This window comes from Parafilimonas sp. (genome assembly GCF_051953455.1).
In the GTDB taxonomy this organism is placed as follows: domain Bacteria; phylum Bacteroidota; class Bacteroidia; order Chitinophagales; family Chitinophagaceae; genus Parafilimonas.
The window spans coordinates 21,786-34,805 of record NZ_JBQCIT010000012.1 but is presented as its reverse complement, the minus strand read 5'-3'; the positions used below and the strand labels follow the sequence as shown (position 1 = coordinate 34,805).

Here is a 13,020-nt window from a genome sequence, read left to right as displayed (position 1 = left end):
TTACGGTAATTTTTTTGAAATAATCAGTTCACGGGAAGCGTTACTTGCTCAACTGCTAATGCTTTAACCACGGCGAATACCATACATCCTCTCTACATCCTGCACAATCGTTTCCATATCGTGATCTAAGCCTGAAGGATCATAATTCTGGCGAAGGTTTGAACCAAAAATCAAAGCCACGGTTTGCCAGAAGCCCGCATTGAACTTACCCTTGTAGCTTTCAATTATTTCATAACAGTTATTGCCGGTTTGGCGATAGATGAGTTTCATTAAAACCTTGCCCTGGTAAACAGAAAGCTGCGTAAGCTTATCGGCAAATTCTTTTTTCAGCTCTTTTTCACGCGACATAATTATTGCCTTGCGCTTCTTTTTATCATTCACATTTACCAATTGCGCGTTTATTTCATTCATTACTTTAGATGCTTTTATAGCATAAGGATAAGTTACATAAACGGCATTGCGCAACCTCGTCCATTCCACATAACGCTTGCGCTGGGCGCGTGTCATTTTCGTCAACACATATTCATCTTCAAGCCAGGAGCAGGGAATGGTATCCCCATTTGGTTCAATACATGCCTGGACAATTATTGTATCGTTTACGCCAAGATTATTTCGGTTTATAATTCGCGGCGGCTGTTGGGTTTGGCTAAAACCATGCAACACAAAACCTGTGCATAATACACATGCAAGCAGGCGGAAAAAAAAGGTATTTCTTTTTGTGTGCATAACGTAAATATAGAACGATTGCCCATATTTTATGCTGCATGGTAAATGAAAGTAACCTTTATAAAAATGTTATTTTATTTAAATATCAGTTAATGCCTGTTCCTTGTCTGGTAGTTTGTCAAGCTTTTCAAATTTGGAATTATTACTTACAAATTCCGGAACCAGCACTTTCATATTTCTGACACATTCCCAATCGGAATCATACTTTACGCTGCTAATGAGTTTGGATAAATACGGCTGAAGGAAATCGATACTTACCTGCCGGGCCCTGGCTATACGGATTTTGGGATGATAGGTTTCAGCCGTAATTTCTGCATCGTTTAAGACCTCTTCATATAACTTCTCTCCCGGCCGCAGCCCGGTGTATTGGATTTTTATATCCTCGCCCGGTTTTAACCCGGCTAGAATTATCATTTTATAAGCGAGATCTTTTATACGAACAGACTGCCCCATATCAAATACAAAAATTTCAGTGCCTTTTGCCATAACGCCAGCTTCCAGCACTAACTGGCAAGCTTCCGGTATGGTCATAAAAAAACGGGTAATTTCAGGGTGTGTTATTGTAATAGGCCCGCCCCTGGCAAGCTGAGACCTAAACCTTGGAATAACACTTCCATTTGAATCGAGCACATTGCCAAAACGTGTTGTAATAAATAATGTGCCGCCGGCTGTGCATAAAGATTGAATATACATTTCAGCAATGCGTTTGGATGCGCCCATTACGTTGGTAGGGTTTACCGCCTTATCTGTAGATACCATTACGAAACGGCTGACTTTATATTTTAAAGAAAGATCAGCAATTATTTTGGTGCCATATATATTGTTTAAAATAGCCTCTCGCGGATGATCTTCCATCAATGGTACATGCTTGTAAGCGGCGGCATGAAATACAATATCAGGTTTGTGGAGGGAAAACACTTGTTCCATATAATCTGCCTGGGTAATGCTGCCTAAGATCAGTTTATATTTTATGGAAGTATTTTCATGCATGTACAAACCAATATCATGCAGCGGCGATTCTGCCATATCGCACAACAAAAGCATTGATGGCTCAAAAACAGCAACCTGTTTTACAATTTCGCTGCCAATAGAGCCTGCTGCTCCTGTAACTAAAATACATTTATTTTTAAGTGCGTTGCTAATGGCTGTATTATTGATTTGAATGGGTTCCCGCTGTAATAAATCTTCAATCTTTATATCCCTTAACCGGCGCAACTTAAACGGGTCTTCGAGCCATTGCTGGTTATGCGGCAGCACCGAAACCGTTAATCCTTTTTCTATAAACAATTCTGCAACCTCGTTCCGCCGTTCCAGCGAAATATTGTTCACAGCAATGATAGCACGCCTGACAGTATTTCTTTTTATAACCCGGTTAATGGTTGTAGTATTATAAATTGAAACCCCGCTGATTTTTTTGTATAGTTTGGAAACATCGTCATCAACAATACCAACAACCCTCCAGTTACTAAATTTGTCTGATATGATTGTATTTAATGCTGCTTTGCCCATTTCACCTGCACCAAACAATATAACCGGTTGTTTTTTTGTTGTTGCGGCTACTTCAAAAACATTTTTTATAGCCATGCGACTGCCGCCTAATAAACAAAATGAAATAAAAAAATTAATACAGATTATGGAGATAGGAACAAGATAATCGCCTTTAAAAAATACCAGGTTTATACATAATAAAGCAGCGCTGGCAGTAAATACCGAGAGGAAAATTTTAAACACACCTTTAAATGTAGTGTGCCTGATAATTTCTTTAAACGACCTGAAAATAAAGAAAGAGATAAGATAGACAACTAACGTAGCAACAATAGCTACTATGAATTTATGCTTGTCTATTTTTTGGGTTTCAAAATTAAAACGGAGCAGATAAGAAAGCAGGATGGAAAAGAAAGAAAGTACAGCATCCATGCTGGCTATAAACCACCTGGGCATATAGCCAATTTTTAAAATGGCTGAAGGCTTCATTCGTCCGGATTTTGTTTTTCAGCAGTCGCATAAAACGAACAATATACCTTTCCCGGGGTGAGAAAAGTTTAGTACTTGTGTTTTACTGGCTAGCTTATAGGTTAGAAAATGATTCCAGGGTAAATGCGAGTGAAATTTTACTTTTCACAGTTTCAATAGCTTCTTCAGTAAGGTTACTGCCTGAAGGCAAACAAAGACCCTGCTCAAACAGTTTGTCGCTTGTTCTGTCACCATAAAAGGCTGCATCTTTAAATACGGGCTGCAGGTGCATAGGTTTCCATAATGGCCTTGATTCAATATTGCTTTTTTCAAGTACAAGCCTTATATGCTCGTTATTTATTGTATGGGGTGTTTTTGCTGAATCGATAAGTATGGTTGTAAGCCACCGGTTGCTGTAAAAATTTTCGGGTTCATTTTGAAATGAGATTCCGGAAATATTATTTAGTGCTGCCTGATAATTTTTAAAGATGGCTCTTTTCTTTTTTACCCTATCTTCCAATACAGTCATCTGGCCTCTGCCAATGCCTGCACACACATTACTCATACGGTAGTTATATCCAATGTGTGAATGTTCGTAATGCGGGGCAGGATCTCTTGCCTGTGTTGATAGAAATTTTGCCCTTTCTATATAAGTTTTATTGTTTGATACGATTGCGCCACCGCCAGAGGTAGTAATGATTTTATTGCCGTTAAATGATAAAATCGAAATAGTGCCAAAGGTGCCTGTTTTCTTACCAAAATACATTGAACCCAATGCTTCTGCTGCATCTTCAATAACAGGTATTTCATATTCATTAGCAATACTTAAAATTTCATGCATTTTACAAGGCATTCCATATAAATGAACCGGGATTATTGCCTTTGGTTTTTTACCTTTTTTAATCCTGTCTTTAATGGCTTCTTCCAAAAAAGAAGGACTCATATTCCAGGTTTCTTTTTCACTATCAACAAATACAGGCGTTGCGCCCTGATAAACAATAGGGTTGGCAGAACCCGAAAAGGTCATGCTTTGGCAAATAACTTCATCACCATTTTGTACGCCCAATAAAATCAGCGCAAGATGAATGGCCGCTGTGCCTGAGCTTAGGGCTGCAACATGCATTCCTTCGCCAAGATAAGTTTCCAGGTCGTTTTCAAAGCCGTCTACATTAGGCCCTAAAGGTGCTATCCAGTTGGTGGTGAAAGCATCCTCTACAAACTCTTTTTCTTTGCCACACATATGCGGTGAAGAAAGCCAGATTTTGGCATTCATAAAATCAGTATTAAAACTTTGTTAGCTGCTCATGAGGTGTTCGGCCAGTTGCTGGCCTAAAAAATAAATGCGTGGGCAACTTTCAGCATGCCATATTCTTAATTTGCTGTTTATGGTTCCGGACAAAAGCGGACCCATTACAAAAAAGTTTTTGCTGCTTTGAAAATTTTCATCTACTTCAAAACCTTTATTTGAACCATTTACTGAACAAATTTTTTTATTGATAAGATTTTGAATTAACGGAGAAAGCGAGGTATTTAATTCTTCAGACCCGATACAATTAATAATAACGTCAACAGCTTCGGGAAAAATCTTTTTTGTATTGGCGGGTATATCAACATATTCAAATTGAAAACGGCTATTATTATTTAACTGCTTTATAAATCTTCCTTGTATTAGCGATAATTTGTTTGCAGCTAATAAATCATTAGCAACATCAAGGTACTCGCTGCCTGCACGGCGCTGGAGTTTACCAATCTCTACCCCATAAGTATAAACAAATTGCTTTTGCTCATAATCATTCAACTCATTTAGCAAGCCTATAATAGCGTGCGACATAGCATGATAGATGCCGGCTATTTCTATTTTTTCTGCCTGAGCTTTTTGCACATCTTTTTTAACCGCCTCTAAAATTTGAACGCAGGTGTTTTCTTTGGATTTACGCAATGCGTTTAAATGAACCGGGTCATAATTAATATTAATCTCATCTTCATTTATACGATGGGGAAACATGCCGTTGGGAGAAAGTATAAATAATTTATTGATAAACTTTTCTGACAGATTAGTATGCTGCAGGTTATAAATCACTTCAAGCGAGCTGGCATTTGAACCGAGTATCAAAATGTTTTTTGAAGCGGCTGCAAGAGAAGAAAGAAAAGTAAAAACTTTATTGATGTTGTAATGCATATACGGATCATATACATCCTGTACATACATAAATGAGTTGCCCGGTTGCGCATCTATCATTAATCCTTTTTTGGGCGGGCTGCCGATAGATAAAATAACTTTTTTGCTTGCAATGGTTGTATTAATGCCGGAGGATTCTTTAATAAAAACAGCGAAGGAGTTATTCGGGCGGTGCTGTACATCCGTTGCTTCGCCAACCATCAATTCATACTCCAGGATTCCTTTTTGTTTAGCCGACGCCATAAGTGCCGTCATTCTTTCTGTTAAAAACCTGCCGAAAATTTGCCGGGGTATATAGAGTTTATTCCATTGTTTGGTTGATATAAGTTGCTCATTATTTTTTAACCATGTTAACGCAGCATGATTATTGGTTTGAATGTAATCTTTTGAAATCGATTCAAAGTTTTCATTAAGCCAGTGTATAAAAATTTCGCGTTCCTGTTCGGGTAAAAATTCGTTTATGGATGTGATGATTAAAGAATGTTCACCAGACCGTTTGCCATAAGGAATACCCGTCCAGAATTCATTTGCTTTATCTATTATGCAAATGCTAACCTTGGTTTTTGGAGAAGATTTTTCAAGCAATTGAATATAATGCAACAACGTATAACTGCAGGATAAACCCGCCCCTATAAAGCAGATATCAAAATATTTTTCTGTAGCGTTATCCATCATCTGTAATTGGCGCTGATTAGGTTAACCCCTATACAACGGGAAATAATTTTCATTCAATACTTTTTCTTTTGAGCGTGTATTTACAAGGTCTTTATAGATCTTTTCATTCACTATAAGCCGCCATATTTTGAATGTGAAATTAAGATCGGAAAAACCCGACTTAAACCAGAATAAGGAATCACTGTCGCTGCCACCAACGCCACCACCAAGATGCAAATAATTTAATTGTAACCGGTTTGCAAGCAGCCTTGCTTCATCAACAATTAGTTTCATAGGTGTTTCTTTATAAAACGCTTTTTTTGTGCCCGCAACATGGTATTGCATAAATTTTTTTGTTGCCATAAACACTCCCCCCGCAGCTATTTCATTTTGCTTATATGCAAGCAGCAGGTTAGGCTTACAATCATCAGCGCTTAGCAGGTTGTGAAAATATTCGTTATCAAAACAATTAAAATAATAATCATCTGCATTTACACGTTCCATTGTTTCAGTATATATAGCTACAAACGCATTTATTTCTTCAGTTGTATTTGCTTTTTTTACGAAATAACCTTTTCTCCTTAATTGATTGATCTCTGATTTATTTGTTTTACGGTATTGCTGGCGTTGAATATCAGGAGGAAGGCTGAGATCTATTGCCACCGTTTTATTTAAATGAATAATGCTTCCGAAATCTTTAAAAAGCATTTCCTGCGGAATAATAGTATGCAGGCGCGAAAAAGCACTGACAACCTTTTGTTCATACAAATATTGCTGCAGTTGCTGTTGAAAAAAACGAATGAGTTCTGGTGATAGATCTTCCGGCAGCCTGCTTGTAACCGGTCCGGGATAACCCCAAACTGAAGTGCAGTCGAAATAACCGGAGTCACCAATGGATCGCTTTATTAAAGGCAATACGACCTGATCGTTATCATCTTCGGCAATAAACAGAAATGGTTCGCCCGATCTGTCTAATTTGTTATAGGAATTGCAATGATAAAAATCATAATAAATACATTGCCTGATAACAGTATTCCATTCAGCTGTATCAAAAACAGAAACTATTTTAACCTGCATGCGCGTAATGATTAATGGTGTCCGCTATACATTGCATATCTGCTGAATTGTATCGTACATCGCAATGGATAAGCAATACTTTTTCAGAAAATGCTTTGGCTTTGGCTTCTTTTTGATTCGGCCACAACACCGCCGGATAAATATGGTTCTTAATTAAGTATGCTTTCATCTTATCTCTTTGCAGTGCTTCTTTAAAAAAAAGCATACAACCAAAGGGACACCTATCCTGAATTTGTTGTTGCCATATAATTTCCTTTTCGTGTATGGCATTGCTTAGCTGTTTATAATTATTTATTTTATGTATGCGTAATAATTCAATTGGAATTGTATTGATGGCGTTTTGAATAATCGGAGGAAGTGCGCCATTTGTTTCATGCGATTCAAATAATGATTCGCTGTTGATAAATAAGTTTCTGAAGTCTTGTTTGTTTGTGTAATGTTCATTCAAATATTCTTTTTTTAAGAACATCGCAGCTAATTTCATGTAAGCTGCAGTATTACCCAGATTCTTTTCCGCAGTTACCTGGGGCAGTTCCAATTGTTGCGGCGACCATACTATGCCGCCTGCAGCCACCGGCAGGCTTTTTCGTAACGAGGCAAAACAATAATGCGCAGTGCTGTTAAGCGCCCATTCAGATGTAAGATCATGTGTATGATCTTCTATTACAAATGCATTCTTCAGTTGTAAACGTGATTGTGTATTTAATCCAAAATAATTTACGTGTATGAAAATATTATTTTCTTTATCCAATGCTGCTGTATCAATTATTCCGGTATTGTAAGGGCCATCATTGTAATAAAAAATATTTACCGGCAGCGCTTTTATAAATGCATCCACATCATGACAATAATATTCGGGTAAATAAATATTTTGCCAGTTATATAAAGCAATGCCTTTTTGAATGAGGTTGTATAATGCAGTACGGCCTGAAAAAAATAAATTTGATTGCGCATAAATATCTTGAATTCCCGGGCTTTTGGGTAATCCGGAAAAATCCATAAAATGAAAATCAGAGCCGTACTCTTGCTGCATATTTTACAGAATGTTGTGGACTGTTCGGCTAAAAAAAGTATGCGCTGCTTTTTGTAAAGCCATCCTGTCTTCCCTGCTGACGCAAGATTTTGAATTAAAATATCCCGGTGGCTGTTTAATAATGCTTTGTTTAACCTGCAGTACTTCCAACTTTTTTATGATGCTGTTTAAAACAGTTGCAGGAGATGCGCATATTTCTTCATAAGTTATATGCAGAAAGTTGTCAGGAGAAATGTTGTTAAGCTGTTGCTTATACGATTCATTTAAATAATACACCTGGCCAATTACCTGTTCAAACGGATTCAATTCTGATAACGCCTCGTACTGCATTGGCTTTATAGAAGCCCATGTATCATAAGTTCCAAAGTATTTTTTTCTTATTTGCAAAAGCGAATAAGCGTTATCAGTAATATCCCGCTCAACCAGGATGAACAGGGTTTTATGTAAAACTTTCAACGTAGAAGGCATGTGCCAGCCAAGAAACAGCGACTTAAAAACGATAGAGGTTTTAAAGGCATGGCACATATTTAGTAAAACAAGTTTGAGCTGCTGCCAGTTAATTTCTTTATCATGTTCCGGCGGCATCTGGCCTATCTTATTATACTTTAAAAAATAACACCAGAAATAGGTGTATTCATGCGGTTCTGTAATAGCATTGGTTTTACCAAAATCTGAAGTATAGTCCGAATCATAATTTAAGCCGATCAGTTTTTTTGAAAGAATTATTCCGTGCACGGGCGTTTTCCAAAAGGCTGCTATAAAATTATTAATATACCCCACATCCAGGCAGGAGCTGATCAATTGATTTAATAAAGTAGTTCCCGATCTTGGCGAACCAATAATATGAATGGTGGCCCTTTCTTCAGGCAAATCCTGGTACAAAGCATTTTCCGCCGCAAACAAATTTTCATTCACAGATTGAAGGATTTTTTCAAAACCCATATCCTTTTTAAACTGTTCAAGAAACTGCTGTTCTTCTCTCATTATTGACTTATCTGCTACAGCATTTATAGATACCCTTAAGGATTTACTGTATAGACCGTATGAGCATAAATGCTTCTGCGCATTTACGACCAATTGTAGAACCTCTGAAATGTGCTAAGTGTGTTAAGCCAGGCAAAGATCTTGAATGAGGCGCCAGCCTGATTTGTGTAGTATAACAAGACATTGCTTCTAATTTGCTGGATAAGAAATCTGTAATATCAATAAATACGGTTGGTACAAAAGCATCGGTTCCGGTTGGTGATGACCATTCTGTTTCCGATAAAGTTTCATAAGCATAAATTTCTTTTACCGGGCAATTATTTACAGGCCTTGCCGCCACAAGAGAGGCTTGGTGAACAACGCGATGATCCTGGTGAATATCCCCTTTGTGTGGTATAAATAAAATATCAATTGAATTTTCCAAAATCAGATTAGCCACCACATTAGAAATTTCAAAAGAAGGATAGGTGTCTAATCGTGGAGCCGGGAAATCGAAAAAGAAAGTTTGCTTAACCTTTAAAAGCTGATGCGCTTTTACAGCGTCGCTTCTGATCTTTTGAATTTTTTCAAGCGGGAACATATCGGGTGCGCCAACATGTGCATTACACATAATTGCAATAAAAACATTATTGCCTTCGGATGAATACCTGGCAATTATTCCACCGCATCCTAAAATTTCATCATCTGCATGCGGCGCAACAATTAAGATGTTTTTTTTTGTATCCATTCTTTTAAAAGTTGTATTTCCCTTTTTAAGTTATAAATTTCTAATTCTGGATAATAGCCCAGTTTTTCTCCAACCTTTAATGTTGTTTTGTTCAGGCTTTCATCTGTTGTATGCGTAAGCCATAAAAGACCACTACCGCACTGAACAAGAAACTCATTATTTTTAACTAATAAAACGCGGCCCGTTACACCTTTTATTTTGATTTCCTTTTCAATTCTTGAATGCCATATTAAAATTTTATTAGTGCCTTTAAATGTATAAGCTCCAGGATTGGGTTTAGTAGAAGCACGGATTAATTTTTCAATTTCGTCAGCGGTAGAATCCCAGTAAATTATCCCATCTTCAGGGTTTCTTTTTCCGTAATAAGAAGCGAGGCTTTCATCTTGCGGTGAAAAAATCCATTCACCCTTTTTTAATGCAGGTAGCCACGTGTCCAGGCATACATGCAGCGATTTCCAAATTTTAGCCTGAACAGAGGCAGCCGTATCTGTAGCTTCTATCAAGAAGTCTTCCTTAACAAAAATGGGTCCTTCATCTGCACCTTTGCTCATTAAAAAAAAATTTGCAGCGCCGGCTTTTTCTTCTAAAACCATCCAGGCTATTGGCGATCGCCCTCTGCCCGCGGGTAATGCAGTTGGATGAAAGCCAATATTGCCAAGTTTGGCAATAGATAATATTTCATCAGATACTAATTGTGATAATCCAACTACAAATAAAATATCCGGTTGCAATTTTTTTAAGATATCAACTGTTTGTTCAGTATTAATTTTTACAAAGGCATAATATGGTATGTTATGCGCCTCACAAAACGGCTTCATAGAAATATATCCGCTTATATTTGTATGCTCAGAGGGTTCATAACCAAAAACACCGGCTACATTCATTTCGTGTTTTACCAATGATTTAAGTGTTTCTAAGCTGCTTTTTACAGAACCGGCTAATACAATTTTAAGCATTTGGCTTTTTTATAAACTTATCTTCGCCCTTTATTAAAATGAGGAATGTTTTTATTATAATTGAAATATCTAATTTAAAACTGAGTTGCTTAACATATAATCCATCATACATCCATCTTTCCGGCCAGGTTAAATAAATATTCCCGTTTATTTGGGCAAGACCAGTTAAACCCGGCCTTACTTGCAACCTCGTTTTAGCTACCTCATTATAGTTTTTAAGCTGTTCGGGAAGTCCTGGCCTTGGCCCGACAAAAGACATCTCGCCGCGAAAAATATTTATAAGTTGTGGCAGTTCATCAATCTTATATTTTCGTAAATAAAAGCCAACCCTTGTAACATCCGGATGTTTTCCGTATACCTGAGTATGTGTATGACGAATCTTATGCGTCATTGTTCTTAATTTATAAGCATTAAACACCCTTGCCTGATAACCCAGCCGCTTTTGTACAAAAAGAAAAGGACCCTTGCTATCTATCTTAATTAAGAGATAAACGACCAACAGAAGAGGACTAAGAATAATTAAAAGTGTTACAGAAAGTATTATGTCTAACATTCTTTTAATTATTTTTTTATACATAATAACAAATGAATGCAGTAATGGTCAATTGTTTTAGGTTAAAAAACCTGAAAGAATAATTTAAGCATTGCCCGATAATAACTGATATTCTTTCAGTAATGCATTCCAGATTAAATGCTGTTCAAATTTGTTTATTATTTTGCTTCTTGCATTAAGCCTTAAATTTTTAGGATACGCCGCATCTGTAATAAGTTTATGCATCACTTCCAAGAGTACCTTGGTGTTTTTTGAAGGAATAATAACGCCATTTTCATCCGGTACAATTATTTCACTGCTACCGCTGATGTTGGTAACAATGCAAGGCAGGCCCATAGCACCCGCTTCTAGTACAACATTTGGAAAGCCTTCACGGTAGCTTAAAAAAACCATAACGTCGGCAATTGCATAATAAGGCCGTACATCATTTTTGTAACCCAGGTAAATTATATCAGGATGTGTTTTTATTGTTTCAACAGTTTCGGACTTCAATGGATCAAGATCATGCTCAAAAGCGCCGGCAATTATAAGTTTTGCATGCGCATGTTTAATACATAAGGCTTTGAATCCATCTATCAATTCATTAACCCCTTTATCTCTAACCAGGCGGCCTACATAAATGAAAACAAAATCCTGCTCATCAATATTCAATGTTTTTTTTAAATTATTTTTAAAAACAGCATCATACATTTCAGGGTTAAAGTATTCTACATTTATTCCTTTAATGCTGCCGTTTGCCAAAACTTTCAATGGCTTTTGGGTTATCTTGTTTTTTATAAGCTCTTCTTTAACGCCATAACCTTCAGGATAAACATGGGTTGCAAACCTGCATAATAATCTATCCATGCCAGATAAAAGCATTCTCATCGCACCTTTCTTAGATGGAAAAATTAAACCAGTAAACGTATGCATCCTAACCGGAACCCGGGCAAGATAAGCGGCACTCATGCTGAGCAATCCTGCTTTAGGTGTAATTGAATGGACAATGTCTGGTTTTTGTTTTCTAAAAAACAAATACAGTTTAATTAAGGCAATAAAATCTTTCAACGGGGAAATATGGCGTTGCATGGTGATGGCATGCGTTTCAATTTTTTCTCTTTCCCTTAAATTTTTTAGATTTTGGTCTTCGCCCGCAACGGCTATTATTTGAAAATGATTATTTAAAAAAGATAATTGGCCTTCAAGAAAAGAATCCATTGAACGTGCAACCGTTGAAGTACGAATAATTTTTTTTCTCACAAAAATTTTAAGATGCTCAGTATTTTATTCCGTGCCCGGCTGATTAAAGTATCTTGAGGATATTTATTAATTCTTCTTTATCTGCCTCATCAAAAAAATCAAACGCTCTTGCATTTCTTTCGTGAATTTTGATCGATTTTAAATAATTATCTATTGCATTGCTTGGTGACAAGCCAGTGACAGCCAGGATTGCAGCTATTGTTTTGTGTGGATCTTTCACAAAATCTTCATAAGCAAATGAGTATAATTCTGCTTTGTGTAATTCAGCTTCTTCCTTCACTTTTTCTCTTATTCTTGCATATTGCATAGCCGTTATCAGAGCAGGTCTTCCCTTCCAGTTTAAAACTTTTTCCTGTTCTTCTTTTGTGTAAGCCCCCTGCCACCAAAGCTTTTGCATGCCCCTGGTTTTCCAAAAGGGAACTTTTAAAAGAGAGCGTATATTAGCCACCGGGTCTCTTGTAATTTCAATAAATACAGCATCCGGAAAAATGCTTTTTAAATATCCAATCCTTCCCGGCCCTGTAAGTTTAAACGCCAGCCTTTTTCTTTTTTGATATTTAACTAATTTATTAAATACGCTGCGAATGGATTGTTTTTCTTCTGAAGAGACCTGCTTATTCAATAAAAAATCATACAAAAAATTTGTTTCAGGCTTTGTAACGTGTTTCCAGAATGCATTTGCTTCGGAAGGCCGGAATAAATAATTTTTATAGAATGGTATTTTATCTACCTGTTTTTTTTGCCCACGTAAGCTCCATAATTTATTATCCATTAATGGTCTTACTTTATTTATCCATAAAGCCTGCGGAAACTTGTTTTGATAAGTGGAAGGCCAGGCAAGATCCTGATGCTGAAAAAGGATTTCCGCAATAATGGTTGTACCTGATCGGCCAACGCCTGTTAAAATAATAGGTTTATACAATAAATCCCGGGGCATTA

General features: G+C 36.9%; 12 protein-coding genes. All 12 read right to left on the bottom strand.

All coding sequences use genetic code 11. The features are described from left to right. Window positions 1-63: 63 nt before the first annotated feature. The 12 genes from ACTHN6_RS04450 to ACTHN6_RS04395 all read right to left on the bottom strand — a co-directional run bounded on the left by ACTHN6_RS04450 (window position 64) and on the right by ACTHN6_RS04395 (window position 13,018). Window positions 64-726 carry a DUF4294 domain-containing protein gene (locus tag ACTHN6_RS04450; protein WP_440434515.1) on the bottom strand — a complete coding sequence of 221 codons (663 nt, stop codon included), beginning with the start codon at window positions 724-726 and terminating at the stop codon, window positions 64-66. A 78-nt stretch (window positions 727-804) separates the two neighbouring features. Beyond that, window positions 805-2,700, bottom strand: coding sequence for a polysaccharide biosynthesis protein (locus ACTHN6_RS04445; protein ID WP_440434514.1), 1,896 nt, complete (start codon window positions 2,698-2,700; stop codon window positions 805-807). 94 nt (window positions 2,701-2,794) lie between these two features. Further along, a complete protein-coding gene (locus ACTHN6_RS04440) occupies window positions 2,795-3,952 on the bottom strand; it encodes an aminotransferase class I/II-fold pyridoxal phosphate-dependent enzyme (RefSeq protein ID WP_440434513.1) in 1,158 nt (385 codons plus the stop codon). A 21-nt stretch (window positions 3,953-3,973) separates the two neighbouring features. Then, window positions 3,974-5,533 (bottom strand): FAD/NAD(P)-binding protein, encoded by a 1,560-nt coding sequence (locus ACTHN6_RS04435; RefSeq protein ID WP_440434512.1) that lies wholly within the window; start codon window positions 5,531-5,533, stop codon window positions 3,974-3,976. A 21-nt stretch (window positions 5,534-5,554) separates the two neighbouring features. Continuing rightward, a complete protein-coding gene (locus ACTHN6_RS04430) occupies window positions 5,555-6,589 on the bottom strand; it encodes a hypothetical protein (protein WP_440434511.1) in 1,035 nt (344 codons plus the stop codon). Beyond that, complete coding sequence (locus ACTHN6_RS04425; RefSeq protein ID WP_440434510.1) at window positions 6,579-7,622, bottom strand: hypothetical protein; 1,044 nt, start codon at window positions 7,620-7,622, stop codon at window positions 6,579-6,581. The genes ACTHN6_RS04430 and ACTHN6_RS04425 overlap by 11 nt, the downstream gene beginning before the upstream one ends. Window positions 7,623-7,625: 3 nt before the next feature. Then, on the bottom strand, window positions 7,626-8,606 hold the full coding sequence (locus ACTHN6_RS04420) for a sulfotransferase (RefSeq protein ID WP_440434509.1): 981 nt from the start codon (window positions 8,604-8,606) through the stop codon (window positions 7,626-7,628). Between the two features lie 43 nt (window positions 8,607-8,649). Further along, window positions 8,650-9,333, bottom strand: coding sequence for a PIG-L deacetylase family protein (locus tag ACTHN6_RS04415; protein WP_440434508.1), 684 nt, complete (start codon window positions 9,331-9,333; stop codon window positions 8,650-8,652). After that, entirely contained in the window at window positions 9,309-10,289 is a 981-nt protein-coding gene (locus ACTHN6_RS04410) for a methionyl-tRNA formyltransferase (RefSeq protein ID WP_440434507.1), read from the bottom strand. Before ACTHN6_RS04410 ends, ACTHN6_RS04415 begins: the two co-directional genes overlap by 25 nt. After that, window positions 10,282-10,866 carry a sugar transferase gene (locus tag ACTHN6_RS04405; RefSeq protein WP_440434506.1) on the bottom strand — a complete coding sequence of 195 codons (585 nt, stop codon included), beginning with the start codon at window positions 10,864-10,866 and terminating at the stop codon, window positions 10,282-10,284. The genes ACTHN6_RS04410 and ACTHN6_RS04405 overlap by 8 nt, the downstream gene beginning before the upstream one ends. Before the next feature lie 60 nt (window positions 10,867-10,926). After that, window positions 10,927-12,081: a glycosyltransferase family 4 protein gene (locus tag ACTHN6_RS04400; protein ID WP_440434505.1), complete on the bottom strand. Its 1,155-nt coding sequence runs from the start codon at window positions 12,079-12,081 to the stop codon at window positions 10,927-10,929. Window positions 12,082-12,124: 43 nt separating this feature from the next. After that, window positions 12,125-13,018: a sulfotransferase gene (locus ACTHN6_RS04395; protein ID WP_440434504.1), complete on the bottom strand. Its 894-nt coding sequence runs from the start codon at window positions 13,016-13,018 to the stop codon at window positions 12,125-12,127. Between the last annotated feature and the right edge of the window lie 2 nt (window positions 13,019-13,020).

What these genes read in the sequence shown, in the direction of transcription:
- ACTHN6_RS04415 (WP_440434508.1), bottom strand. Translation starts at nt 9,333, where the DNA reads ATGGATACAAAAAAAAACATCTTAATTGTTGCGCCGCATGCAGATGAT.
- ACTHN6_RS04405 (WP_440434506.1), bottom strand. Translation starts at nt 10,866, where the DNA reads ATGTATAAAAAAATAATTAAAAGAATGTTAGACATAATACTTTCTGTA.
- ACTHN6_RS04440 (WP_440434513.1), bottom strand. Translation starts at nt 3,952, where the DNA reads ATGAATGCCAAAATCTGGCTTTCTTCACCGCATATGTGTGGCAAAGAA.
- ACTHN6_RS04450 (WP_440434515.1), bottom strand. Translation starts at nt 726, where the DNA reads ATGCACACAAAAAGAAATACCTTTTTTTTCCGCCTGCTTGCATGTGTA.
- ACTHN6_RS04420 (WP_440434509.1), bottom strand. Translation starts at nt 8,606, where the DNA reads ATGAGAGAAGAACAGCAGTTTCTTGAACAGTTTAAAAAGGATATGGGT.
- ACTHN6_RS04445 (WP_440434514.1), bottom strand. Translation starts at nt 2,700, where the DNA reads ATGAAGCCTTCAGCCATTTTAAAAATTGGCTATATGCCCAGGTGGTTT.
- ACTHN6_RS04435 (WP_440434512.1), bottom strand. Translation starts at nt 5,533, where the DNA reads ATGATGGATAACGCTACAGAAAAATATTTTGATATCTGCTTTATAGGG.
- ACTHN6_RS04430 (WP_440434511.1), bottom strand. Translation starts at nt 6,589, where the DNA reads ATGCAGGTTAAAATAGTTTCTGTTTTTGATACAGCTGAATGGAATACT.
- ACTHN6_RS04395 (WP_440434504.1), bottom strand. Translation starts at nt 13,018, where the DNA reads ATGCCCCGGGATTTATTGTATAAACCTATTATTTTAACAGGCGTTGGC.
- ACTHN6_RS04410 (WP_440434507.1), bottom strand. Translation starts at nt 10,289, where the DNA reads ATGCTTAAAATTGTATTAGCCGGTTCTGTAAAAAGCAGCTTAGAAACA.
- ACTHN6_RS04425 (WP_440434510.1), bottom strand. Translation starts at nt 7,622, where the DNA reads ATGCAGCAAGAGTACGGCTCTGATTTTCATTTTATGGATTTTTCCGGA.